15 protein-coding genes and 1 tRNA gene are annotated in these 26,888 nt (G+C 58.5%); 8 read left to right on the top strand and 8 right to left on the bottom strand.

Going from position 1 to position 26,888, the window contains the following annotated elements:
* The first annotated feature begins 38 nt into the window (after positions 1–38).
* From Q0775_RS02310 to Q0775_RS02280, 7 genes are read left to right on the top strand one after another with little or no spacing between them, the layout of a single operon-like run.
* Positions 39–6,440, top strand: coding sequence for a type I polyketide synthase (locus tag Q0775_RS02310; RefSeq protein ID WP_298857713.1), 6,402 nt, complete (start codon positions 39–41; stop codon positions 6,438–6,440).
* A 55-nt stretch (positions 6,441–6,495) separates the two neighbouring features.
* Complete coding sequence (locus Q0775_RS02305) at positions 6,496–7,419, top strand: glycosyltransferase family 2 protein (RefSeq protein WP_298857712.1); 924 nt, start codon at positions 6,496–6,498, stop codon at positions 7,417–7,419.
* The gene (locus Q0775_RS02300; protein WP_298857711.1) at positions 7,416–11,906 is read left to right on the top strand and encodes a MupA/Atu3671 family FMN-dependent luciferase-like monooxygenase; all 4,491 of its coding nucleotides are present in this window, start codon (positions 7,416–7,418) and stop codon (positions 11,904–11,906) included. The genes Q0775_RS02305 and Q0775_RS02300 overlap by 4 nt, the downstream gene beginning before the upstream one ends.
* The gene (locus Q0775_RS02295; RefSeq protein ID WP_298857710.1) at positions 11,903–12,607 is read left to right on the top strand and encodes a 4'-phosphopantetheinyl transferase superfamily protein; all 705 of its coding nucleotides are present in this window, start codon (positions 11,903–11,905) and stop codon (positions 12,605–12,607) included. The genes Q0775_RS02300 and Q0775_RS02295 overlap by 4 nt, the downstream gene beginning before the upstream one ends.
* Before the next feature lie 13 nt (positions 12,608–12,620).
* The gene (locus Q0775_RS02290) at positions 12,621–13,571 is read left to right on the top strand and encodes a hypothetical protein (protein WP_298857709.1); all 951 of its coding nucleotides are present in this window, start codon (positions 12,621–12,623) and stop codon (positions 13,569–13,571) included.
* Positions 13,568–16,171 carry a hypothetical protein gene (locus Q0775_RS02285; RefSeq protein WP_298857708.1) on the top strand — a complete coding sequence of 868 codons (2,604 nt, stop codon included), beginning with the start codon at positions 13,568–13,570 and terminating at the stop codon, positions 16,169–16,171. Before Q0775_RS02290 ends, Q0775_RS02285 begins: the two co-directional genes overlap by 4 nt.
* Complete coding sequence (locus tag Q0775_RS02280; protein ID WP_298857707.1) at positions 16,168–17,004, top strand: glycosyltransferase family 2 protein; 837 nt, start codon at positions 16,168–16,170, stop codon at positions 17,002–17,004. Before Q0775_RS02285 ends, Q0775_RS02280 begins: the two co-directional genes overlap by 4 nt.
* On the opposite strand, the gene Q0775_RS02275 is transcribed toward Q0775_RS02280, so the two are convergent.
* Positions 17,001–18,200, bottom strand: a complete 1,200-nt coding sequence (locus Q0775_RS02275; protein WP_298857706.1) for a glycosyltransferase family 4 protein — start codon at positions 18,198–18,200, stop codon at positions 17,001–17,003. The genes Q0775_RS02280 and Q0775_RS02275 overlap by 4 nt on opposite strands.
* 112 nt (positions 18,201–18,312) lie before the next feature.
* Here Q0775_RS02275 and Q0775_RS02270 point away from each other — a divergent pair, with 112 nt between their 5' ends.
* The gene (locus tag Q0775_RS02270; RefSeq protein ID WP_298857705.1) at positions 18,313–19,659 is read left to right on the top strand and encodes an oligosaccharide flippase family protein; all 1,347 of its coding nucleotides are present in this window, start codon (positions 18,313–18,315) and stop codon (positions 19,657–19,659) included.
* Here Q0775_RS02270 and Q0775_RS02265 read toward each other — a convergent pair whose 3' ends face one another.
* The 7 genes from Q0775_RS02265 to Q0775_RS02235 all read right to left on the bottom strand — a co-directional run bounded on the left by Q0775_RS02265 (position 19,660) and on the right by Q0775_RS02235 (position 26,839).
* Complete coding sequence (locus Q0775_RS02265) at positions 19,660–20,919, bottom strand: DUF874 domain-containing protein (RefSeq protein ID WP_298857704.1); 1,260 nt, start codon at positions 20,917–20,919, stop codon at positions 19,660–19,662.
* Positions 20,920–21,097: 178 nt separating this feature from the next.
* A complete protein-coding gene (locus tag Q0775_RS02260) occupies positions 21,098–22,024 on the bottom strand; it encodes a CpsD/CapB family tyrosine-protein kinase (RefSeq protein ID WP_298857703.1) in 927 nt (308 codons plus the stop codon).
* A 73-nt stretch (positions 22,025–22,097) separates the two neighbouring features.
* Positions 22,098–22,859, bottom strand: coding sequence for a sugar transferase (locus Q0775_RS02255; RefSeq protein ID WP_298857702.1), 762 nt, complete (start codon positions 22,857–22,859; stop codon positions 22,098–22,100).
* A gap of 371 nt (positions 22,860–23,230) precedes the next feature.
* Positions 23,231–23,305 (bottom strand) — tRNA-Glu (locus Q0775_RS02250).
* Positions 23,306–23,386: 81 nt separating this feature from the next.
* Positions 23,387–25,138 carry a single-stranded-DNA-specific exonuclease RecJ gene (recJ, locus tag Q0775_RS02245; RefSeq protein ID WP_298857701.1) on the bottom strand — a complete coding sequence of 584 codons (1,752 nt, stop codon included), beginning with the start codon at positions 25,136–25,138 and terminating at the stop codon, positions 23,387–23,389.
* Positions 25,139–25,168: 30 nt separating this feature from the next.
* Positions 25,169–26,455, bottom strand: a complete 1,287-nt coding sequence (locus tag Q0775_RS02240) for a homoserine dehydrogenase (RefSeq protein ID WP_298857700.1) — start codon at positions 26,453–26,455, stop codon at positions 25,169–25,171.
* Between the two features lie 87 nt (positions 26,456–26,542).
* Entirely contained in the window at positions 26,543–26,839 is a 297-nt protein-coding gene (locus tag Q0775_RS02235; RefSeq protein ID WP_298857699.1) for a hypothetical protein, read from the bottom strand.
* Positions 26,840–26,888: the final 49 nt, after the last annotated feature.

Genomic DNA, 26,888 nt, shown 5'->3' with positions numbered 1-26,888 from the left:
GCCTCCTCGGCGGAATCCGGACTAAAGGGTGAGAAAATATGACTGAGCATAGCCGCAAGATGACACCATCTGGCGAGGATATCGCTATTGTTGGTATGGCCGTCAACGTGCCGGGTGCCGATACTGCGGCCGCATTCTGGGACAATCTGCGCGCTGGTGTGTCATCTATTCGCAAACTTACCGAGGAAGAGTTGCTCGCCGCTGGCGAGACGCCCGAGAATATAGCACGCAAGAATTATGTGCGCGCCGCCGCTGATCTGAAAGGGTTTGAGACATTTGACGCTGATTTCTTCGGCTTCTCGCCCAAAGATGCCGCTATCCTTGATCCCCAACACCGGAAGTTTTTGGAAGTTGCATGGGAAGCGATGGAGCAGGCAGGACATGTGCCGGAAAATGTGAGTGGCCCCATTGGCGTTTACGCAGGCTGCGGTATGGGTAGCTATTTCTATTTCAACATCTGCTCGAACGCCGATCTGGTTGATGATGTGGGCATGTTCCTGTTGCGCCACACAGGCAATGACAAAGATTTTCTCTCGACCCGCGTGAGCCATGTGTTCGATCTCAAAGGCCCCTCGATCAACTTGCAAACGGCGTGCTCGACCTCGCTGGTGGCGATCCACTACGCCGCTGCTGCGTTGCGTGCGGGTGAGGTGGATATGGCGCTGGCAGGTGGTGTCACGATCGAGTTGCCGCAGGGGCGGGGATACGTCTTTAAGGAAAATGAAATTCTGTCCCCCGATGGCGAATGTCATGCGTTTGACCACCGCGCTCAGGGAACGGTTTTTGGCTCTGGCGCGGGGTGCGTGGCGCTGAAACGTCTCGGCGATGCACAGGCGGACGGGGACCACATTTGGGCCGTGATCAAAGGCTCGGCGATTAATAATGATGGTGCAGCAAAGGCGGGATACCTTGCACCTTCTGTGGATGGGCAGGCAGACGCCATTGGCAAGGCGCTGACGGCGTCGGGGGTGCCCGCGGACCAGATCGAGCTGATCGAATGTCATGGTACCGGTACGTATCTGGGTGACCCTATCGAAGTGGCCGCGTTGACCGAAGCCTACCGCGAACAGACTGATAAAGTTGACTATTCGCGGATCGGGTCGGTTAAAACCAATATCGGCCATCTGGATACGGCAGCTGGTGTTGCGGGTCTGGTGAAGGCATCGCTGTCGCTGCACCATGAGGCGATGCCGCCCTCACTTGGCTACGAAGCGCCGAACCCGGCGATTGATTTCGAAGGCAGCCCGTTTTCAGTCAATTCCGAACTCACTCCGTGGCCGCGCCGTGCCGCACCCCGCTATGCGGCAATCAATGCGTTGGGAGTTGGGGGGACCAATGCCCATGCGATTTTAGCGGAAGCGCCAGAGCGTGCGCCGTCGGAAGAGAGCGATTTTCCGTTCCATATTCTATGCATCTCTGGTCGCTCCAAATCTGCGCTGGAAGCTAACACTGACGCATTGGCTGCGCATTTGCGCGCGCACCCCGAACAAGATTTGGCGGATATTGCGCATACCTTGAAAAACGGGCGGCGCGGTTTTGAGCGGCGCCGTGTTGTTGTGGCAGACAGTCACGACGAAGCCGCCACATTGTTAGAGGCAAGGGATACCCGCCGCGTGTTCACCCACGAGCGGTTGGGTGTCGCACCCGAAGTTGTCTTTATGTTCCCCGGTGGTGGGGCGCAATATCCTGCCATGGCGCGGGATCTCTACGAGACGGAGCCTGCATTTGCCGAAGCCATGGACCGTGGCTTGGATCATCTAGCACCGCAACTCGACTATGATATTCGTGCGCTTTGGTTGCCCGACGGGGACAAGGACACTGTTGCCGAGACGCTCAAGAAACCGTCAGTCCAGTTGCCGCTGATTGCGATTGTGGAATACGCGCTTGCACAGCTCTGGATGAGTTGGGGCGTCAAGCCTGCCGCCATGGTTGGGCACTCCATGGGGGAGAATGTTGCAGCCTGCCTCGCCGGTGTGATGACATTCGAGAATCTCATTGATCTGGTGCTGCTGCGCGGGCGCTTGTTTGATACTGTCCCTTCGGGCGGTATGCTTAGCGTGCCCTTGTCACTGAATGCGATTGGGGCATATCTCGGTGATGATCTGGATATCGCATCGGTGAATGGCCCCGAATTAACAGCGATCTCTGGCCCCGATGCGTCGCTGGTTGCGTTGGCCGAGCGGTTGGCCAAGGACGAGATCGAGAGCCAACGGATCGCCATTGATATCGCAGCACACAGCCGCATGCTCGAGCCGATTTTGGCGGAGTATCGTGCTTTTCTGGCAGGGTTAAACCTGCAAGTTCCCAAAATGCCCTTTATGTCGAACCGCACTGGCGTAGAGATCACGGCGGCTCAGGCAACTGATCCCGACTACTGGGTCGAGCAGCTGCGCAACACAGTCCATTTTGCCGACTGTATTGAGACATTAAGCGCCCGGGAGGGCCGTGTGTTCCTCGAAGTGGGCCCTGGTAAGGCGCTGTCGTCGCTGGCGCAGATGTGCCCGAGCGTGAAGCCCTCACAGGTGCTCAGTTCCCTGCGCCATCCTGATCAGGAGATCGCGGATGATCAGTTTTTTATGGGCGTCATCGGGCGGCTTTGGGCCTGCGGTGTGGAAGCCGATTGGGACCAGATTTGGGGCGAGGCGCGGCGCAACCGTGTAGTACTGCCCACTTATCAGTTTCAGCGCAGTCCTTATTTCATTGAGGCTGCGACACAGGTTGCGGCTGTAACTGCTCCAGTGGTGGCACGGATAGATGATATGGCTGATTGGGGCGCTGTCTCCAGTTGGCGTGCGCAATATGCCGATGTAGATGCGGATATAGAGGCGGCTCTTGCAGGGGCTTCTGATGATGAGTGGTTGATCTTCGCGGATGATGACGGCGTTGCGGATGCTGTGATTGCGCGGCTTGCGGGGGCAAATGCCTCCGTGTCGGTTGTGCGCAGTGGTGACAGTTTCGCTGATCTTGGCGAGGGTCAATATACCCTCGCGGCAGAGCAGGGGCGTGACGGCTATGACGCACTTTTGGCCGCGCTGGGCGAAGCGGGTAAGACGCCGACGCGCATCGCCCATTTTTGGGGCGTGACACAGGGCGAGGATCACCGTCCGGGCAGTAGCTTTTATGACCGTATGTTGGAGCAGGGGTTTTATAGCCTGTTGTGGCTGGGCCAGACGTTGGCTGAGCGTGAGGATGCACCAAAAACGCATCTGAGCGTGTTTACCAATGGTGCCGCGCGTGTCACCTCCGAGGCGTTGCCCTATCCCGAGAAGGCGATGATTAGCGGCCCTGCAGGGGTGATCCCACATGAAATTGCGGATGTTACGGTTGCCACGGTTGATGTTGTCCTACCGCAACCGCCTGCGCCCAAAGGCCTCTTTGTTAAAGCCGAAGCGCCAGTGGACGACATCACCGATACGCTGTTGGAAGAATTGCTGGCAACACCTGCAAATGCAGTCGTAGCGTTGCGTGAAGGTCGCCGTTTCGTACAGGTTTACCGTCCGCAGCGTCTGCCGGTAATTGAAAAGCCTGCGGTAAGACGCGGTGGCACCTACTTGATTACAGGCGGTTTTGGTGGCATCGGCCAGACCATCGCTGCTGACTTGCTGTCCTCGCACGACGCTCACGTGGTCCTGCTGAGCCGAAGTGCTTTGCCTGCCCGTGAAGCTTGGCCGCGAGTGTTGCAGACCACCCATGCCAGCGACAGTGTGGCGCGGCGCATCCATGCGGTCCAACGCCTTGAAGCACTTGGTGGCAAGGTCGAAGTGGCCATCGCCGATGTGATGAACGTGGCGCAGATGCGCAAGGTGATTGACGGCCTGCGCGAACGTGGCAGAATTGACGGTGTGATCCATGCCGCAGGTGTGCTTGATGATGCGCCACTGCTGGGGAAGACCCAAGCGCAGGTCGACGCCGTGCTGGCACCCAAGGTTCAGGGCCTGCGGGTGCTGAACCAGTTACTGCCTGACGGCAGTGTTGATCTCATGATACTTTTCGCTTCCACCTCGACTGCTACCCGCGCAGCGGGGCAAGTGGATTATGTCGCCGCGAATGATTACCTTAACGCCTTTGCAAAATCGCGAGTCGGGATGAAGACCCGTGTGATTGCGGTGAACTGGGGCGTTTGGGCTGATGTGGGTATGGCAGCGGAGGCGGTGGGCTCTGAGCCTGCCGAGACATTGCCGCCCCGCGCAATTGATGCGCCTTTGCTGGACACGATTGAAGTTTTTCAGGATGAGACCCGTTTTGCTGCCGAGCTTTCTGCGCAAAAGGATTGGGTACTTGAGCAGCACCGCATGAGCGATGGTACCGCAGTCATGCCCGGTACAGGCATGGTTGAAGCGCTGGCGCAGTCGGCGGTTGGTGCAGGACTGTCCTTGCCCATTACTCTGCGCGATCTGTATTTCTTGCGTGCTTTCACTGTGCCCGATGCACAGTTGCGCCAGATGCGGGTATCTCTCGCGAGGCAGGCGGACGGCTTTGCGGCCAGCTTGCTCAGTGATTGTACACTGGACGGTCGCAGCGGTTGGCAGGCGCATGTCGAGGGACAGATTTCAGGTTCCAGAGGTAAGGCACAGACTGTTTATCTTGCAGAAATTTCTTCCCGCCTCGGTGAGGTCGAAGAACGGGACGGTGCGCATATGCCAAGTCCACAGGAGGCGCACCTGCGGTTTGGCCCACAGTGGCAGGTAATTCGCGCGCGGCAGATGGGGGAGCGGGAAGGTCTTGCTCGCTTGATGTTGGACGAGCCTGTTGAAACGGGGCAAATATTACACCCTGGTTTGATGGATTTGGCCACCGGTTGGGCGATTGAATTGGCTGAGGGTTATGATGGCGCTGACCTTTGGGTGCCGATGTCCTATGGTGAAATCACTGTGTTTTCGCCGCTGCCGTCCGAGATTTACAGCCACATGCAATTGCGTGCGTCTGGTGCCGATGATGCGCGGTTTGATGTGACGATTTGTGATGCGGATGGTGCCGTTCTGGTTGAAGTGCGCGACTTTGCCATGACGCGTCTCAAAGGTGGATTTGCGGCGCAAGCAGCGTCACTGCGTGCTTCCGAAGTGATCTTTGACAATGAGGGGGCCACTGAGGCACGCGTCCAAACGGAAGCGGAGGAGCGGCTGGCCTATTTGGTCTCGCAAGGGATTACTGCCGCCGAAGGTCCGCAGGCCTTGGCGCGTGCGCTGGCGCTGGATGTGCCGCAGGTCTATGTATCGTCGCTGCCGCTGAATGCACTTATCGCCGCAGCGGATACGCCGCCGCGCGAAATGCCGAAAGGCCAGAGTTTCGAGCGTACCGATTTAGAGGGCTTTGTCGCCCCCGAAGGTGCGGTACAAACTTCTTTGGCGCAGATGTGGGAGGGGCTGCTTGGAGTCTCGCCCGTGGGCGCGGATGACAACTTTTTTGACCTTGGCGGTCACTCGCTGATTGCTGTGCGCCTGTTTGCAACTGTGAAGCGTGAGTTTGGTGTGGAATTCCCGATCTCGGTTCTGTTTGAGGCGCCAACGATTGCGGAAATTGCCGCGCGCATCACAGCGCAGACTGGTGAAATTGCCAGCACTGATGCTCCCGATACAGCGGCGGTTAAGCCACAGTTTATCCATCTTGTGCCGCTCAACGGGGTAAAGCCTGCCAAAGCCGCGCCCTTGTTTGTGGTTGCGGGGATGTTTGGAAACGTTCTGAATCTGCGTCATCTGGCTCTGCAATTCGGCGACGAACGGGCGGTTTACGGTCTGCAAGCGCGCGGGTTGATCGGAGACGATGCCCCGCACGAGACGATGGAAGAGGCGGCGAAGGATTACATCGCGGAGCTGTGTCAGGTGCAGGCAAAGGGGCCATATCTGTTGTCGGGTTTTTCGGGGGGCGGGATCACGGCATATGAGATGGCGCGTCAGCTTAAGGCGGCTGGCGAAGAAGTTGCCGTACTTGCCCTGCTCGACACGCCACTTCCCGTGCGGCCAAGTCTGAGCAAGCCTGATAAAGTGCTGATCAAACTGGCGGAGTTGCGCGAAAAGGGGCCGAAATACCTTGTTGAATGGGCACAAAACCGCATTGCTTGGGAAAAGACCAAACGACAGGACAAGGCCGAAAAGGCCACCGCGACACAATTCAATAACACGAAGATTGAAGCCGCATTCCTGCGCTCTGTTGCCCGATATCAGACACCTGAGTGGGACGGGCCGATGACTTTGTTGCGCCCTGTGCTGGATCGCCGATTTGCTGTGACCGGGGGGAATTGGGTGAGTGAGGCGCGTGAATATGTGTTCGATGACAACGAGTGGACGCAATACGCGCCTCATGTCCGCGTGATTGAAGTGCCGGGGGATCATGACAGTATGGTACTTTCGCCCAATGTGGTGGTCATGGCGTCCGAGCTGCGTGAAGTGATTGCCGAAGCGCTGACTGATGATGCGCCGCGCCGTGCCACGGCGGCGGAGTAGTCTTATGGCCCAACCATCGGTTCTTTGCATTCTACTTAACTTTCGGACTGCTGCCATGACCCTTCAGGCAGCGGAGGCTGCGTTGGCTGATCTGCACAGTGTGGGCGGGGAGTTGGTTATCGTGGATAATGCTTCGGGCGATGGATCGTTCGAGAAAATCTTCAATGAGGTTGCGGGGCGCGGTTGGGGCGAAGGGGGATTGGTTCGTGTTGTGGCTTCATCCGTGAATGGCGGCTTTGGGGCGGGCAATAATATCGGTTTGCGCATGACGCTGAGTGACGGAAGCAGGCCTGACTATTACTATATTCTGAATTCCGATGCCTTTCCCGATACGGGATGTACGAAGGCGCTGATGGATCATCTTGAGGCGAACCCTCAAGCTGGCATCGCATGCAGTCACGTGCGCGGTGAAGACAATGTTGTCCACACCACGGCTTTCCGCTTTCCCAGCATCGCAGGAGAGTTTGTCGGCGCTGCACGCCTTGGCCTGATCGAGCGCTTCTTGCCTGATGCACCTGTGCCGATGCCCCAACCACAAGCGACCAGTCAGGTGGATTGGAGCGCGGGTGCTAGCATGATGATGCGGGCATCAATGCTGGACGAGATCGGAACCTTCGACGAGACGTTCTTTTTGTACTTCGAGGAAACGGACCTGTGTTTACGGGCTGCGCGTGCAGGTTGGACTTGCTGGTACGTGACTGACAGCCGCGTTGTGCACATCGGCTCCGTCTCGACGGGCATGAAGACTACGCGGCGCATGCCGTCCTATTGGTACGACTCGCGCCGCCATTATTTTATCAAGAACCACGGTCGGATATACGCTGCTTTAGCGCTGACTGCCCACGTACTGGGCGGTATTTTGCACCGCCTGCGGATGGCCATTTCCGGCAGGCCGCCACAAGATCCCCGCTGGTTCCTGCGTGATCTGATTACCCATTCTGCTACACCTTACCGCCTGTTCCCGGAGGACCGCTCATGACTGCTCCCTTCAATGCTGCTGCCTATTCCTGCGTGATCCTCGGGGATCAATCGCTGACCATTGCTTGTGCGGATACGATCATTGCGGGGGGCCACAACGTTGTCGCGGTGGTCACCACGGATGAAGATGTGCGCAACTGGGCCGAGGGGCAGGGCGTGCGGGTACTGGCCAAGCCTGCCGATCTGATTGAGGCGGAGCTGGCGCCGTTTGACTGGCTTCTCAGCATTGCGAATTTGCGGATTATACCAGAGGCAGCGCTTGCGCTCGCGACCAAAGGGGCGGTGAACTTCCATGACGGCCCGCTGCCGCGCTACGCGGGTTTGAATACGCCTGCATGGGCAATTATCAACGGCGAAGCGCAGCATGGTGTAAGCTGGCATATGATCGAGGGCGGTGTCGACGAGGGAGATCTGCTGGCGCAGGAGCTGATTGATATCGCAGGAGATGATACGGCCTTTAGCCTCAATTCGAAATGCTATGCTGCGGGTATGGAGAGCTTTGGCCGCGTGATGGCACAGTTGGAGGCGGACGCGTTGGAGCGCAGTCCCCAAGACCTGAGCCTGCGCAGCTACTTTGCGCGGAACCAACGGCCAGCGGTATTGGGCTTGATTAATTTCAGCCAGAGCTCAGTGCAGATTTGTGCGCTGCTCCGTGGGCTTGATTTTGGCGGCTATTGGAACCCGCTTGGCATGGCAAAGATTGCGCTGGGCGATGCGGTGTTTGCTGTTTCCGCCGCTGAGGCTGTTGATGTTTCCGGTGATGCTGGCGTGGTTTTGGAAGTGGGGACGGACCGTCTCGTTGTTGGCACTGCTGACGGCGCTGTAGCGTTGACAGGTTTGACAGCACTGGCGGAGGAGACTTTGCCCGAGGTTGGAACGCAGCTTGATCTTGTGTCTTCGATTCATACCGACGCGCATGAAGCGTTGCTGCGTGACGAGACATATTGGCGGGCGAGATTGACCTTGATGGAGGCGCTGCCCGTGCCTTTGGCGCAAGGAGTGGCTTCGGGGGCCTGGACACAACGGGACATTGCCTTGCCAAAGGGTGCTGATCGCTTTGACGCCTTAGCTGCGGTTTTGTCCGCAATGCAATTAGGTGCGGGGCAGGAGGGTGGTGACATTGGCTATGCCGTGACCCCTGCCGCTGACGGGTTTGCGTCTTCATGGGTGCCGCTGCTCAGTTCTGCGCCACTGGAAAGCCAGCTTGAACGAATTAGAAAGACGGGTGGTTTCGCAACCGATTTACCGCTCCGCGATGGCGCGATAAACGTTGAGATGCCAGCCATCATAATTGCCGATACGCCAATGACGGGAAGCACGCTGACAGCGCAGGTTGATGACGATGCGATCACACTTCATGGCGATAGCGGTCTGCTGAGCGATGCTGCGATGGATCTTTTCGAGGCACGTGTTTCGCATGTGCTGGGCGGTGGGGCGGGTTTGCCAGAGGCGGAGCGATTGGTCTTGTTGGAGAAATGGAACGCGACGCAGACAGAGTATGATGCCACTCCAATCCACATGGCATTCGAGGCGCAGGTTGCCCGAACACCAGAGGCGACAGCACTGGTGTTCGAAGAAGAAACCCTCAGCTATGATACGCTCAACAAAGCTGCGAACAAACTGGCGCACCGGTTGATTGCCGAAGGTGTCACCACGGGCACGCCTGTGGGCCTTGCGACTTCGCGCAACACGGATTTGCTGATTGGCGCGTTGGGTATCTTGAAAGCGGGGGGCGCGTATGTGCCTCTCGATCCTGCATACCCTGCGGACCGCATTGCGCATTACATCGCCGACAGCGGCGCACCTGTGATTGTCACGCAATCGGCTCTGGCGGATACGCTGCCCAAGGGCGACGCCAAGCTGTTGGTGCTGGATACCGACACGGCATTGAATGATGCAGCCGACACAAACCCCGATGTGGGCGCGGATGCGGAAACGCTTGCTTATCTCATTTATACGTCAGGCTCCACGGGTACGCCCAAGGGGGTCATGGTCGGCCACGGTAATGTTGCAAACTTCTTTGCCGGGATGGATCAGCGCATTGAGTATCGTGCAGGCAACGCATGGCTGGCGGTGACCAGCCTGTCGTTTGATATTTCGGTGCTGGAGCTGTTCTGGACGCTGTCACGCGGCTTCAAACTGGTGCTGGCAGGTGACGATAGCCGCACGGAACTGTCTCGCGGCCCTATTGCAGTATCTGACCGCAAGATCGACTTTAACCTGTTTTACTGGGGCAATGACGATGGCATCGGCCCTGAGAAATATCGCTTGCTGTTGGAAGGCGCCAAGTTTGCGGATGCTCATGGGTTCAACGCCGTCTGGACGCCAGAGCGGCACTTCCACGCCTTTGGTGGGCCTTACCCGAACCCTTCGGTAACAGGTGCGGCAGTGGCGGCAGTCACCCAAAACCTTGCCGTGCGGGCGGGTTCGTGCGTCGCACCCTTGCACCATCCTGCGCGGATCGCAGAGGAATGGGCAGTCATTGATAACCTGACCAACGGGCGTGTGGGACTGGCCATTGCCAGTGGATGGCAGCCTGATGATTTTGTGCTTCGCCCCGAGAACACACCGCCCAACAACAAACTGGCGATGTACGAAAGCATCGACCAGCTACGCAGTCTGTGGCGCGGAGAAAAGGTCAACTTCCCGACGAAAGATGGCAAAGGGTTCGACGTGCTGACACAGCCGCGCCCTGTCTCGAAAGAGCTGCCCGTTTGGGTGACCACGGCGGGCAATCCCGACACATGGCGCGAGGCGGGCGAGATCGGGGCCAATGTCCTCACCCACTTGTTGGGGCAATCCGTTGCCGAGGTCGCCGACAAGATCAAGATATACCACGCTGCCCTGCGCGGCGCGGGTCATGATCCTGCGGATTTCAAGGTGACGCTGATGCTTCACACCTACCTGTCCGAAACGCGCGAGCATGCAGAAGAAATCGCACGTGAGCCGATGAAAGATTACTTGCGTGCTGCTGCTGGCCTGATCAAGCAATACGCGTGGGCCTTCCCCGCGTTCAAGCGGCCCAAAGGTGTGAACAACGCCTTCGAGATGGATATGAGCGGGCTGGACGAAGAAGAGATGGAAGCGATCCTCGAATTCGCCTTCCAGCGCTATTTCAACGACAGTGGCATGTTCGGCACGATTGAGGATGCCGTGGCACGCACCGAGGAACTTAAGCGGATCGGTGTGGATGAAATCGCCTGCCTCATCGACTACGGCATCGACGTAGATATGGTGTTGGAGGGGCTAAAGCCATTGGCCGAAGTTCTGGCACGAAGTAATGCAGGCTCGGCGCTGGAGGAGGATGACTTTTCCCTCGCCGCGCAACTGATACGCCACAAGGTGAGCCACATGCAGTGTACGCCCTCCATGGCGCAGATGCTGGTGATGAACGACGAGGCGCGGCATGCCCTAGCTGGTGTTACGCAGTTGATGGTAGGGGGCGAAGCTCTGCCCGGTGCCTTGGCTGCGGAGCTGATTGAGGCCTGTGGGGGCTACGTGCAGAACATGTACGGCCCGACAGAGACGACGATCTGGTCCACGACACAGATGGTCACACATGCCGAAAGTACGGCTGCCATTGGTACACCCATCGCCAATACGCAGGTATATGTTCTGGATGACACGCTTGCACCGCGCCCTACGGGTGTGGCGGGAGAGTTGTACATCGCAGGCGACGGGGTGACCCAAGGCTATCATGCACGCCCTGAAATGACGGCGGAGCGGTTTGTGGACAACCCGTTTGGTGAGGGTCGCATGTACCGCACAGGCGATTTGGCCGCGTGGCGCAGCGATGGTACGCTCGGGTTCATGGGGCGTGCGGATGATCAGGTGAAAATTCGTGGCCACCGGATTGAACTGGGCGAGATCGAAACGGCGCTCTCTTCGCAAAACGGGATTGCCCAAGCTATCGTTGTCGCACGCGATGCCCCCGGGGGGGCGCAACTGGTTGGCTATGTGGTGGGCAATGACGTCAACGAGGATGCTTTGCGTCACGCCTTAGCTGCGCGTTTGCCGGATATCATGGTTCCTGCGCGGATCGTCGAAGTGGCAAATATGCCGTTGACACCCAACAAAAAGATAGACCGCAAAGCGTTGCCTGCGCCTGCGCCAAAGACGGGTGCCGTGGTGGATGATGCGGGGGCCGAGATCGCCCCTGAAGGGGGCACACAAGCGGCAATTGCTGCGGTTTGGAGTGCCATTCTGGGGGTCTCAAACATCCGTCCGACAGATAATTTCTTTGCGCTGGGCGGTCATTCGTTGCTCGCTGTTCAGGCGCACCGCGACATCAAGGCGGCGCTGGGTGTCGACAAGTTGGGGATCACAGATATCTTCCGTTTCCCCACGCTCGAAGGGTTGGCAGGACATCTGGACAAAGGCAAAGCGACGGCACCCGTCGAGGCAGCGCCCGAGAATGCGCCAGCCAAGACGGAAACAATGTCGAAGCGCCGTGCCATGCGGGCAGGTCGGGCCAAGGCGGGATCGTGAACCCCGATCCGGCCCTTGTAGCGGCGCTTACAACAGCGGTTTTGCCACCAGGGCTTGGAGTGGCGGCGGGTGATCTGACATCAGTGCCCCCGCAACCTTATCCAGCCGAGGCTGGAGCGGTACGGGATGCCATTCCCGCGCGTATTGTGGAGTTTCACACAGGCCGTACTGCTGCGCGTGCCGCGATGCGTGCGATTTCATTGCCCGAGCAGCCTGTTTTAATGGCGCAAACCCGTGCGCCAATCTGGCCTGACGGGATGACGGGAAGTATCTCTCACTCAAAAACGGCCTGTGTTGCCGTGGTGGGTAAATCTTGTGAATGGGCGGGTATAGGCGTTGATCTGGAAGAAGCTACTGCCCTTGATGCGCTGCTAATTGCAGAGGTTTGCACAAAGGCAGAGCGGCTTTGGCTAGGCACGCAACCCGAGCATGAGCGGGGACTGATGGCAAAGCTGATCTTTTCGGCCAAGGAGGCATGTTATAAGGCGCAATATCCTGTGACGGGTCTGCTTTTCGGGTTTGATGTTCTAGAATTGGCGATCGACCGTAAAGGAAGTCATTTCGAGGCAAGCTTTTGCACCGCGCAAGGGCCCTTTAACACTGGCGAAATTCTACACGGCAGATTTGCCCATGCGGCGGGGCTGCTTGTCACGGGCGTCGCCATTAGGCACTCTGGCAATACGAGAATATTGAACGGGTGAAGGAGCGATTGGCATGGTGACACGGCGGACGATACTGCGGTTGGGCGCAGCTGTGCTTGTTGTGGCGGGTGCCGGTATGGTCGGTGTGGGCGGCTCGCGTTTGTGGCGTATTTCTCAAGGCCGAAAAAGTTATAAACGGACGGTAGACGCACCCGACGGACCGCTCAATGTGTATCATCTGGGTCATTCGTTGGTGGGGCGTGATATGCCCGCGATGCTTGCGCAGCTTGCACCAGCGGGACACGATTATGCCAGCCAGCTGGGATGGGGCACGCCACTACGGTCACATTGGTATCCTGATGTACCAGTAAACGGCTTTGACACCGAGAACGACCACCCCAAATTCCTGCCCGCCCGTGAGGCGCTTGAAGGAGCGGGATATGACGCTGTTGTCCTGACCGAGATGGTAGAACTGACCGATGCAATTAAATATCACAATAGCCCCGAATATCTGGCAAGCTGGGCAGGGCTGGCGCGGGACGCGCGCTCCGATGTGCGGCTCTATGTGTATGAGACGTGGCACAATACCGACGATCCGGCGGGGTGGCTTAAGCGGATCGACAGTGATTTTGACGAATTGTGGATGGAGCGAATAACGTTACCGGCAGCAGGTCATATCGGTGCGCCGATTTATGTCATTCCGGGCGGTCAGGTACTGGCCGCATTTGTGCGCGCGGTGGATGCTAAGGGCGGTGTGGGCAATATCGATAACCGTGATGCCCTGTTGGCGCGGACGCCTGAGGGTGAGGTGGATACGATCCATCTGAGCGATCTGGGCGCTTATCTTATCGCGCTCACCCATTACGCAAGCCTTTATCAGCGCAGCCCAGTCGGTCTTCCCTTTGCGCTTTTGCGTGCGGACGAAACACATGCGGATGCACCAGATGCAGCGGCAGCAGCTCTTATGCAGCAGGTCGTCTGGGATGTCGTGCGCGCCAACCCCTATAACGGATTTTCAGCATGAGCGATCTGGCGAGTACGATATTCTCGGTTGTGATGGTCGGCCACAGCCTATTCGGGACCACAGGCCCTGACATGCTGAACGCGGCGCTGAGCGAGACAAGTTCACAGGTCGAGGTGCGCGAGCAGATCATCAACGGTGCGCCACTAAAATATAACTGGGAAAAGTCGAACGAGGCGCAGGGCATAGATGCACGCCGCGTGCTTCCGCAGGGCAAGACGACCGATCTTATCCTCACGGAGGCGATCCCGCTGGCTAACCACCTGCAATGGAGCGAGACAGAGATTTATGCCCAGGCTTTTGCCGGTCTTGCGTTGAGCGGTAAGGCGGATGCACGCGTATTTGTGCAAGAGACTTGGCACAGCTTAAAAAGCGGCACGGGCGAAGCGGTTGAGTTTGACAATGGAGCGGCCACGCCTTGGCGCGTGCGCCTTCAGGAAGATTTGGCCGATTGGGAGGGGATTGTTGCCCTATTGCGCACTGGGCAGGCAGATGCAGAAGTGCGGATACAGCTGATCCCGGCGGGTCAGGCCCTCGCGCGGCTTGATGACGCGATTGCTGCGGGGGAGGTTCCAGGTCTTAGCAGTATCGCTGATGTGTTTGCCGATGATATTCACCTTAATACTCGCGGCCACTACTTTGTCTCGCTGGTGCAATATGCGGTCCTGACGGGGGTCAGTCCCGAGGGATTGTCGCATGTGGTAAAGGACCGTTTCGGTCAAACATTTGACGGGCTTGAATTTGCGATGGCCGAAGCGATGCAGCGGGTCGCCCTCGAAGCGGTTGAGGCATATGAGGTGGGCGAAATTACACAAGCGCCTGTCAGGGCGGCAGCCGCAGTGACCCCTGCACAGCCGCGTTCCCCTCCTGCGCCGCAAGTTGCGCCAGAGCCTGCGCCGGCCGAACAATCACCTGTACTTGTGCCACAACCAGAAGCTTCGGCACCAGCGCCACAATCTGTGGCCCCTCAGGCCAGCTCAACTCCACGTAAAGCGCCTGTTGGAGCCATTGCTGTGGGTCTTGCGCCGGTGACGGATTGGGCGGCGCAGCAACCATTTCTTGATGTGATGAAAACCGCGCGTCCGTGGCTGGGTCACCTCAAGAACCAGTTTGGCGGGATTGAATATGCCGAATTGGTCGACGGGGGGCATATCGATGCCGATGGCTGGGTACGTAGCCTGCCGCGCCGTGCGGCCTCGGTTGGAACGTTGATCCTGAGCGATCTTCCTCAGGGGGCGGCCCCATCGCTTCAGGGGCGCTATGTGCTGCGCTATGAGGGGGCAGGGGTGATTGAGCCTACGGGCCGTGCGACAAATATCCGGTACGGGCGCGGTGAAGTGCGCTTTGACTATACCCCCGGTCCGGGGAGTGTCGAACTGCGCATCCAGCGAACAAACACGGCCAATCCGCTGCGCAATATCACGGTTGTGCGCGAGGACCGACTGGAGCTGTTTGAGAGGGGTGCGGTGTTTAATCCCGATTGGACGGCGCGGATGGCTGCGTTTGATACGCTGCGGTTTATGGACTGGATGGAGACGAACAATTCCACCCAAGAACGCTGGGAAGACCGCCCCTTGGTCACGGACGCCAGTTGGGCGCACAAAGGAGTGCCACTGGAGGTGATGCTGGCACTGGTCAACAGTCTCGGCAAGAATGCGTGGTTTAACATGCCGCATCTGGCCGATGACGTCTATGTGCGCAATTTCGCGCGGGTGGTGCAGGGGGGGCTGGATCCGAAACTGACAGCCTATGTGGAGTATTCGAATGAGGTATGGAATTTCCAGTTTGCCCAAACCCGCTGGGCCGATGGGCAGGCGCAGGCACGCTGGAACAAGGCCGATGTCGGCACGCAATTCTATGCCATGCGTGCAGCCGAAGTGGCACGAATTTGGTCGCAGGAGTTCAGCGAAGGCGCGGCCAAGCTGGTCAACGTGATCTCGACCCAAACAGGCTGGCTGGGGCTGGAGGAGAACATTCTGAACGCACCGCTGGTCGTGGCTGAGGGGAAGGCAAAGCCGTCCGAGGCCTTTGACGCCTACGCGGTGACGGGCTATTTCGGTGGCATTCTGGGCCTTGAGGCGCGGGGCGAGCAAGTTACAGGTTGGCTCGACGAGAGCCTTGCGCGGGCGACGGATGCGGCGAAGGCGCAGGGGCTAACTGGAGCGGCGCGGCAGGAGGCGATTGATGCGGCACAATATGACTATGCGACTGCGCTGGCGGCGCAGGAACTGACAGATGGTTCGGTCACGGGGCAGAACGTTGACACGGTCAGCGATCTGACCAGTCGCATTTGGCCATATCACGCGGAAGTCGCCAAGAAGGCAGGACTTGAATTGATCATGTACGAGGGCGGTACCCATATCGTTGGTATCGGTGCGCAAGTCGACGACGACCGGCTTGCGGCTTTCTTCCAACATTTGAATTACACGGCCGAAATGGGACAGCTTTATAAAGGGTTGATGGCAGGCTGGACTGCATCTGGGGGGCGTTTGTTCAACGCCTATGCTGATGTGTATGTGCCGACCAAATGGGGCAGCTGGGGTGCACTGCGCCACCTAGATGACAGCAATCCGCGCTGGGACGCGCTGGTGGCGGCTCAATGAGCGTGAACTGTTCCATTCTGATCCCCGCCCACAATGAGGTGGGGTATATCGAGCCTTGTCTGGAGGCGCTGCTAGCAAGTGATGAAACGGGCGCGGCTGTTGAAGTTATCGTTATGGCCAATGGCTGTACCGATGCAACTGTGGCGGTCGTGAAAGGGTATGTGGAACAGTTTGCCGTCAAAAATTGGCCCCTGACGGTTCTGGACATTGTGGAGGGCGGCAAGATGCGTGCGCTTAACGCAGGGGATGATGCCGCGCAGCATGGCGCACGGATTTATGTGGATGCAGATGTTGTCGTCTCGTCCCCGCTGATGGCGCAACTGGCCGAGGTTCTGGACGCGGAAGCGCCGCGCTACGCCAGTGGGGGGCCGATTGTGGTGGCGCAGGACAGCGCATTCACGCGAGCCTATGCGCGGTTTTGGGAGAGCCTGCCGTTTTGTACCCATGGTGTGCCCGGTTTTGGTGTTTTTGCGGTGAATGCCGAGGGGCGCAAGCGCTGGGGGCCGTTTCCTGACATTATCTCCGATGATACGTTTGTGCGCCTTAGCTTCGCACCCGATGAGCGTTATCGCGTGTCTGCGACCTACCGCTGGCCGATGATCGAAGGAGTTGGACCACTGATCAAAGTGCGCCGCCGTCAGGATATCGGCGTAACGGAAGTGAAGGAACTCTACCCCACACTTTGGGGCAATCATGACGCATTGCCTGCTGACGCGCCGCCGATTTGGCGCCGAGCGCTACGCGATCCCTTGGGCTTTGCTGCTTTTGCGATTGTGGCCTTAGGGGTGCGAATGCCTCATGCCAAGCAGGAACGCTGGGCGCGGGGACGTTAAGGGGAGGCCATGTAGGCTGCCAGCTTAGCCGCCTCGGCACCCACGTCATGACGGTCCAGCACGCGTTTGCGGGCGGCTTTGGCCATTTTAAGCTTCTGTTTGGGCGCGGTTTTCGCCATTTCTGACATTGCTTTGGTCAAAGCATTTGGATCGCCTGCGGGGACAAGCCAGCCCGTTTTGCCCTGTTGCACCAATTCGGGAATTCCCGCGATATAAGTGGCGATAACCAGACGCCCTGCGGCCATGGCCTCCATGATCACCATCGGCAGGCCTTCGGCAAAGCTGGGCATGAGAAGGGCGTGGGCGTTTTGCAGCTCACTCAGAATCCGCTTTTCATCGACCCATCCGGTGAGAGTAATGTTGTTCTGGAGGCCTAATGTGTTGATGCGCGCCTCAATCTGGCCGCGCATCTCGCCATCCCCAATCAGGGTCAGATGCGCATCCGCGTGGGTGGTGATCAGATCGGCCAATGCCTCCAGCACAATGAGTTGGCCCTTCTGCTCCACAAACCTTCCAATTGCGACAAAGCGGGGGGGGCCGTCTGGCAGGGGTAAGGGATCGGGAAAGCGGGTGGGATCAATGCCGCACTGCACGACTTTGATCTTGTCCCAATGGTCTGGACCTGCCCAGCGGCTCAACTGGCTGCGGCCATAGCTGGTGATGGCGACAGTGAATTTGGAGCGTGCAATTTTGGTCCCGAGCGACAGGGCGCGGGGGGCGTCGTATTCCTCTGGGCCGTGTACGGTGAAGCTGTAGGAAGGGCCGCCAAGTGCTGCGCTTAGCATTGCAACAGTGGCGGCATTGGTGCCGAAATGAGCGTGGGCATGTGTGACATCCGCGGCATCGCAGACCTGCGCAACATAGGCTGCTTCAGCGAGATAGATCAGATGTTTGAGCACACCCGCTTCGGAGCGGCGTCCACATTTGAGGGCCAGCAGGAGGGCCGCGCCGAAACGCTTTGGTCCTGACCTGAGGGATTGGAGCACTGCGTTCAATAGGGCCAGTGCGCCGATGCGCAGCACGTAATGTGTGGCGGCTGCTTCCTCCAGATCCTGCGCATCTACCAACGGCATATCACCGCTGCGCATGGCAAGGCGGGTAATGGCATGCCCCTGTGCCTCCAAGGCGCGGATTTCACGGCGGATGAAACTGTGGGAGGGCTGGGGGTAGCTGTTGAGGATATAGGCGATGTTCAACGGGTGCGTCCTTCGTGTCTCACTTATCCGCCCTCGCGCGCAGGGCTATGGCGCAGCGGCAAGGGGGGCGTTAGCAAGGTTGTAGCATTAAAACCGGAGATAAATACGGCAAATGGGTGGTCTTTTGCAGCAGTTGCGCGGTGGGCGTCTGATGGCGCGGGTGATGCGCAGCACGTCGTGGATTTTGCTGGGCTATGGTGGCTCTCAGGGATTGCGCCTTGCCTCCAACCTGATCCTCACGCGGATGCTGTTCCCCGAAGCCTTTGGCCTCATGGCGCTGGTGGGTTTGGTGACGGTGGGGCTTATGCTGTTCTCCGACGTGGGCATCGCGCCGTCCATTGCGCAGAGCAAGCGGGGCGATGATCCTGATTTCCTGAACACGGCATGGTCGATCCAAGTGCTGCGCGGGGTGATTTTGTTCACGGTTGCCTGCGGTTTGGCGTTGCCTTTTGCGGCCTTCTACGACGCGGATGAATTGGCGACTTATCTGCCCATTGCGGCGACTGGGTTGTTGATCACGGGATTCAATCCCACGCGGATCGAGACAGCACATCGGCATCTGCTCATGGGGCGGCTGACAGTGTTGGACCTCACGGCCCAGCTTGTCGGGATTGTGGTAATGATTGTGCTGGCGTGGTGGCTTCAATCGGTGCTGGCGCTGGTGTTGGGCGGCGTAGTGACGGCACTGGCCAAGCTAGTGCTGACATGGGCATTCCTGCCTGGTGCTGCGAATAGATTTCGCTGGGAGCCAGCCGCAGTGCGTGAGCTTGTCACCTTCGGAAAATGGATATTCCTGAGCACGGCGTTTTGGTTCTTCGCCTCCCAAGGCGACCGTGCGGTTTTGGGGAAATTCCTCAGCCTCGAGAGCCTCGGCATCTATAACATCGCCTTCTTCCTCGCGGCTTTTGCCATGCAGTTGGGAACGGCTGTCACAGGCCGCGTGATGATCCCCGTCTACCGCGATGCAAAGCATGAGACGGCCAAGATTGCTAAACTGCGGTTTAGTATTTCAGGCGTCGTGCTGACGCTGCTGCTTGTGATGGCGGCGGCGGGGCCGTGGCTTGTAGGTGTGCTCTATGATCCGCGCTATGCGGCTGGCGGGGCGATTGTGACATTGCTGGCTGTTGCGTTGATCCCGCAAGTTATCGGGATGAGCTATGATCAAGCGGCGCTGGCGGCAGGCGACTCGCGTCGCTTTTTCGTCGTCTCGGCGAGCCGCGCGGTGTTCCAGATCACCTTCCTCATCGTCGGAGTGAGCCTGTTCGGGATGATCGGGGCGATTGTGGGCATCGCGCTGGCACACCTGCTGACCCATCCGGTGATTGTCTGGTTGGCGCGGACCCATGATGCGTGGGACGTGCGCCATGATCTCGTCTGCGCATTGGTCGCGGGAACGCTGGGCGCTGCGATCATCCGGTGGCACTGGGACGCGATTGTGGCACTATCTGCGCTAAGCTGATCAGGAGTGCCGAGCGAGGCGGGCCGCACGACCTGCTTTACCTGCAATGCGACGTTTCTCACGAGCTTGGCGCCATTTCGAGCTTTGGTATTTCGGCGCAAGCTCAGGGATCGAGACGACTGGCATTACACCTGTTTCGCGCTGCATCTGACGGGCTGAGCGAATGACAGGACGGCGCAGTTCAAGCAAGAAGGCGATCACAAATGCAAGGCCCGTGGCAGCCACTGCCCCCATGATTGCGCGCCTTTTCTTGCTCATCGTGATGGGATAATCTGGAACTTGAGCTTCTTCAATGGTGGTCAGCCGCTCACCTTGGGCGCCTATTTCGAGGTTAAAGCCGACCTGCGCTTCGTTGCGGCGGGTGGCGATCGTCTCCAACTGGTCGCGGAGCTGTTCCATGCGGCGGTCAAAATCGGCAAGTGCGCGCTGGATTTCAGGTGAGCTTTGGATCGTTTCGCGCAATTCGGTACGACGCTGATCGAGCAGGGCGCGTTGGTCGGTGAGTGTACGTAACTGGCTGTCGAGGGCCTGCTCCTCACGCGCTACAGTGGAGGCGCGGGCGGAGCGGTCAATCTGGGTGCGGGCCATCTGAGTGCTAATGATCTCGCGGTCAAGGTTGAGGATTGCTTCGTTCAGCTGGGCAACCTCGGACATGCGAAACTCGACGCCGCCTTCGCCACTGAGTTCATTTTCGCGCCGGTAGGTTTCCAACTCACCCTCAAGTTGAGCAATGTTATCGAGGACGACCTGTTCCTGATTTTGGAAAAATGCAAGTGTTTCCTCTGTCTGCTCGCGGCGCTGGGCGGCCATAAGGTTGCGGGTTTGCTCGGCAAACTCATGGGCCACATCGCGGGCGAGTTGGGCCTCTTCCATTTGGGCCGTGATGGTGAGTACAGAAATTGTACCATCATCGGCAAAACCTTCACGCGCGGCGGCCACGCCATTGATGGTGACGGACTGACGGAGCAGTTGGACCTTTTCGCTGGGTTTGAGGGCTTCGAGATTGCTGTAGATGCTATACTTTTCGATGATCTGTTGCAGGCTGGTGCGTGCCATAAGTTGCTGCTGTATCAATTGCAGACGACGGGCAGAGGAGCCCTCAACCGTGGAACGGGCGAGATCATTTTTAATCTTGGGTTGCTCCACCTGAATGACTTCAGAGGACTGATACAAGTGGACCTGACTCATCGCCCAGTAGAGCGATGCAACACAGCCGAGCAGGATCACAAAAACGATCACGCCCAGCCGCCGGCGGGTCATGTCTACAAAGTCCTGCCATGTATAGATCGGACCCATATTTGCCTCGCTCAAACCCGCTGTGATGCCGAAAACACCGTCTCACCACCCGTGAAGGGCAATGTTTCGATCATAATAGAGTTAAATTCGGGCGATTATATGACGCCTTTTACGCCGCGCAAAGGGGGAAGAAATGTCTCGCTTAAAACCGCTCGATGCTCGACGCACGCGCACGGTTCAAGATCACACCCAACAGCGGCACTTGGCCGTTCAAAACCCGCTCACACTCGGCCAGATGTTTGGCCATGGTCTGGGTGCCGTCCGAGACAAGCAATATACCGTCCAGCTGTGGCAAAAAGGCGGAGGTATCATCATATGACAGGAGCGGCGGCAGGTCATAGAGAACGATATCTGGGTTCAGCGCAGCTCGCATCTCCGCAAGGCTGGCAGCTGTTGCAGGATCTTGCATGATCTCGGCGGCGTCCTCTTGCGGTCCATTGCCCAGACCAACGGCAAGTGTGTCGCTGGTGCGCAGGACATAATCGCTGATCGCGACGTCGCCTGCGAGGAAATCACGCAAACTACCCGTCTGGCTTGCGTCCATGTCCAACACCTTGGCCAAACCCGGCGTGCGCAGATTCAAGTCCATCAGTACTGTCCGCGAGGATGGGACACGCGACAGGCTTGCCGCGAGATTGGCAGCCGTGAACGTGGTACCGCAGCCTGCTGTCGGTGCAGCAACGCCTATGTTGATCCAGCCGTTCTGCTTGACCGTCTGGCGGAGACGGGTGCGCAGCAGGTCAAACGCGCGGGACACATCCGTAGCGCGGAAATCTTCTGCGGCCTGACTGCCAGCGAGGATATGCTGGTCGGTGCCGGGTTCTTGCTCATGCAGCAGGCCCCATAGGTCGCGGGGAGCAGCTGCCGGCAAACCTGCATTTTCGGTATACCGTGCCGGTGGTGTAGGCGTGTCCATTATGACTTCGGCCTCGGTGATCTTTTCGGGATGCGCCGCAGCAAACCGCCGGGGCCGTGTAAAGCTGCCCTGCGCAGGAACCATTAGATCGCTACCTACATCATTGATCGCGGCCAACCTGTCCTCGGTTGAGGCTGTAAATGTGTCCTTCATTGGATCAGGCTTTCGGGGTTTAAACATAGGTATAATATAGCCTATGTGCATCTGGTTTCAAAGGTGGCGCTGCTCAGCAACCGGTTCTGCGCAACATCACACCAACTGTCTTGAAGATAATGGCGATATCGCCGGTCACAGACATTGATTTGTTATAGGTCGCGTCGACTTCATTCCGGAAGGAAAAGCGGTTTTCGTTGCGTGCAGAAATCTGCCACAGGCCTGTAATGCCCGGGCGCAATGCGTAGTAGTGCGTGGGGTCGCCGTACATCGTCAACTGCTCGGGCATCATTGGACGCGGACCGATCAGGCTCATCTCTCCAGTCAATACGTTCCACAATTGCGGCAGTTCGTCCACTGACGTGGAACGCAAAAGGGCACCAACGCGGGTAACGCGCGGGTCCTTGATCAGCTTTTGCTTTTCATCCCATTCGCGGCGCATTTCCGGATCACTTGCCAGATACTCTTCGAGTACGGCGTCCGCATCACGCACCATTGTGCGCAGCTTGAGGATCGAAAAGCGTGTGCCGTTTTGTCCAAGACGATCCTGACGGTAAAACGGATTACCCCCTTCGAGCCACAGAGCAATCGCGCAGAGGAGAATGATGGGCAGAAAGAAGGGGAGGCTCAAAATGACAAGCAACGTCTCGAGTACCCGTTTGCCGCCATTGCGATAAACAGAGTTATTACCGGCATTGTTCTGCGGGGTTGTCTCCGGCAGGCCAAAGTAGCCATCGGTAGAGTGCACCATCAACATAAGTCCGTTTGTATCGCCACTTGCTGCTGCAAGTCGGGCAAGACCATAACCGGGCTGATCCGCGTCAAATTTCTTCATAGTCCAAAACCCCCCAGGGTCATGTTGGTCGTCTGTGCCAATGCCTCGATACATTCGAAGCATCCCATTGTCGTCCAAGAGAAGTTTCTACGCTTCGACCCTGTGGCAGCTCAGGCCTACACGCTTCGCATCTCTTGTATCAGGGGAATTTTAGACCCCCTGTCTCTTTTCCAAAATGACATAGGTCATTTCTATAATCTTGCTTTGCCTAAACGCCGCCAGATCCTTGACGCTTAGATAACAGATTTTTGACATAATTGAGGGGGAATTTTAGAAACAATCTGTTTCGCGTGGTTTGATGCTGCGAAACGGGTGGGTATCGTCTGGGGTTCCCAAATATTTATAATCTTTATGGTTTACAAAGGGATATGTGGCAGCCCGTAGGGGAGTCGAACCCCTCTTTTCAGGTTGAAAACCTGACGTCCTAACCGATAGACGAACGGGCCACACTTGGTGAGGCAGTCTTTAGGCAATCGGTGGGAATGGCGCAAGTCAAAATATTCGACTCAGCGCGGTTTTTTACAGGTTTAGACCCGAGCTGCGTCTTCCAGTCGCAGCTGGACGCTTTGACGGCCTTGCCATGTATTGATGTCTAGACGTCCTGCGAGGTGGAAATGCGCGCCCCCATGGGCTTCTAATGCTGGTCCAAGGGGCGAATCGAAGGCACCAAAGCAAATCGCGTCGAGGCGGCTACTATGCCCGTCACCAAAACTGACCTTGAGGTGTGTCTCGCCCACGCGGCGGGCTGAAAAGATGCGCATATCGGCGAAAACATAGCGCGGAGCGGATGCACCCGCACCAAATGGCCCTGCCGATTCGACTGTTTGGGTCAACTCGACACTCGCCGCGCCCTGCATCAGCATGCCGTCGAGCCGCAAATCAGCAGGTCCGCGCAAGTGAGCGCCTTGTTTCTCCAGAAGCGCGGTAAGCTGTGCCATCGCCTCTTCGAGTTTATCTTCCTCAACGGTGAGGCCTGCCGCCATTTTGTGACCACCCCCTTTGAGCAAGACGCCCCGTGTGGCCAGTTTCTGAATGCAGGCCCCCAGATCGATTCCCGTAATAGAGCGGCCAGAGCCCTTGCCGATACCCTCATCCAGCCCGATGACCACGGCAGGGCGGCCTGTAGCCTCTTTGAGCCGTGCAGCAACGATGCCGACAACGCCGGGGTGCCAGCCTTTGCCTGCTGCCCAAACCAGCGCACCATCTGTACCACGCTCCTCCGCTTGGGCCAGTGCTTGGGCACGTACGGCGTTCTCGACTTCGCGGCGCTCGGTGTTCAGCAGGTCTAGTTTCTCGGAGAGGGCGGCAGCCTCATCCGGGTCCTCGGTGGCAAGCAGGCGTGCGCCCAGATCAGCCTTGCCCACGCGACCGCCCGCATTGATGCGCGGCCCCAGCATAAACCCGAGATGATATGCGGCAGGGGCGGTATCCATCCGCGCCACATCCGACAGGGCTGAGAGGCCAACGCGTTCGCGCCGCGCCATGACTTTGAGGCCTTGGCGCACAAAAGCGCGGTTCACGCCGATGAGCGGGGCCACATCGGCCACAGTTGCAAGGGCTACGAGATCAAGCATCGCCATCAGATCAGGGCCTTTGACCTCCACCTCGCGCAGTTGCCGCCCCGCCTCCACCAGCATCAGGAACACAACGGCGGCAGCGCACAAATGGGCCAGTGCGCCGTCTTCGTCCTGACGGTTGGGGTTCACCACGGCGTGGCAGTCGGGCAGGGTTTCACCGCCCAAGTGGTGATCCAGCACGATCACATCCGCACCTTTGGCCGCCGCAATTGGACCGTGGGACAGCGTGCCGCAATCGACGCAGATGATCAGATCATGCTTGGCGGCAAGCTCGGCCATAGCTTCATCGTTGGGGCCGTATCCCTCATCAATGCGGTCAGGGACATAAAGCGTTGCCTCGCGGCCCATCTGGCGGAGCCAAACGAGCAACAAAGCCGCAGAGCTACCGCCATCTACGTCATAGTCGGCAAAGACAGCAATGCGCTGGCGGTTCTTCACGGCGGCGAGGAAACGCGCGGCGGCTTTCTCCATATCGCGTAGGGAGCGGGGATCGGGGAGCAGATCGCGCAAGGAGGGGGCGAGAAAAGTCTCTGCCTCCATCGCTTCAACGCCGCGCCGAGCGAGCACTTGGCACACGGCCATGGGAAGCTGTGTTTGCTGGTGCAGCGCCTCGGAGGCGCGGACGGCCCCCACATCGGGACCAATCCAGCGGCGGCCCGTCAGAGAGGCCTCTACGCCTAGGAAGGTGGTGGGTGTATCCATGGGGTTATCCACCTTTGGTATCTAGCGACGTTAAACTTCCTCGATCCGCAGCGCTACAGGATCGCCTGCGACAACGGATGTGGTGGCAAATGCCGTGAGTGCGTGATCAATATCGGCGCGGGTGGTTTTGTGGGTTACGATCAGCACTTGGGCTGTGTCCTCGACGTGGCCGTATTGACGCATCCGGTCGATCGATACGCCTGCCTCACCCAAGACTGAGGCCACTTTGGCAAGGGCGCCGGGTTTGTCCATGAGTGTCATGCGCACATAGTAGGCAGCGGCGCGTTGGCTGAGCGCTGGCGTGGCCGCTTGGAGTGTCTTGGCGGGCTGGCCGAATGTCGGACCACGATGGCCGCGTGCGATATCGCAGATGTCCGACAGGACTGCACTTGCCGTGGGGCCAGCACCGGCACCGGCACCGCGCAGCACGATCTGACCTACAGCGTCGCCCTCAAGGACGATCATATTGGTCCCGCCCTGAAGCTGACCCAGCGGCGAGGTGTCTGGCACAAGGCAAGGCTGCATCCGCTGCTCAAGGCCGCGTCCCGTCATCTGCGCGACGCCAAGCAGTTTGATCTTGTAACCCATGTCGGCTGCGGCACGAATGTCCTCGATGGAGACGCGCTCGATCCCCTCAAGTTCGATGCCAGCGAAGTTGACTTGGGTGCCAAAGGCCAGAGACGACAACAGCGCCAGCTTATGGGCGGCATCGATGCCGCCTACGTCGAGTTGCGGATCGGCCTCAAGATAGCCCAGCCCGTCCGCCTCGGCAAAGACATCTGCATAGGGGAGGCCTGCATCTTCCATCCGTGTGAGGATATAATTGCACGAGCCGTTCATCACGCCCATCACGCGGGTGATCTCGTTGCCGGCAAGGCCTTCACCCAGTGTTTTGATCACTGGAATGCCGCCAGCGACTGCGGCCTCATATTTGATGACGCTGCCTTGGGCCTCGGCCGCTTCGGCCATTGCCTGTCCGTGCATGGCAAGCATGGCTTTGTTCGCGGTGACCACGTCTTTGCCGAGGGCAATGGCGGCTTCGGTTGCTGCTTTTGCGGGGCCGTCTTCACCGCCCATCAATTCGACAAACACATCCACGTCGTCGCGTTTAGCAAGTGCGACAGGATCATCTTCCCACGCGTAGGAGGACAGGTTTACGCCACGGTCCTTGGTCTTGCTGCGTGCGGAAACTGCAGTGATCACGAGGGGGCGGCCCGTGCGTGCTTCCAGCAATGCCGCCTGTTTGCGCAGGATTTGCACCACGCCTGCGCCGACCGTTCCCAAACCCGCAATCCCGAGGCGAAGTGGCTGTGACATGGTGACGGTTCCTTTACTTGGTTGATCTGTGCGCCGATGTAGCCCGTTCGGACGGGCCGCGCAACGGAGCATAAGCGGGGGGTAGGGTTATCTCAGGCCTTGGGCGAGGCGCTGGCGCTCTGCACCGCTCAGAACCGATCCGCTGAGCCGTGCGGCGCGTGCTTTGAGCGCTGCGACGCGGGCATCAATGGCGGCCTTCGCCTGAGTTGGTTCAACTTTGGATGTTTGTGCTGCGGCAAGGATGGGGTCGATTGGCACCAGCGTCGGATAGTCAGACGCCTCAAGGGTTGGTGTGATCGTGCGGTCAAGGGCGGGAAATTGCGTGCATGCGGCCGTCAGGGCCAGGCTGGCCCCGAGGGCCGCGAGGATGCGTACGTGTTTCATGGCTTACGGTTTGCACCAGCTTGCCCCTCTCTTGCAAGTGTTATGGGGT

The sequence above is a fragment of the uncultured Sulfitobacter sp. genome, from assembly GCF_947499945.1.
Classification (GTDB): Bacteria; Pseudomonadota; Alphaproteobacteria; order Rhodobacterales; family Rhodobacteraceae; genus Sulfitobacter.
Note: the sequence above shows the minus strand (reverse complement) of the source record. Positions and strands in the feature narration are given on the sequence as shown.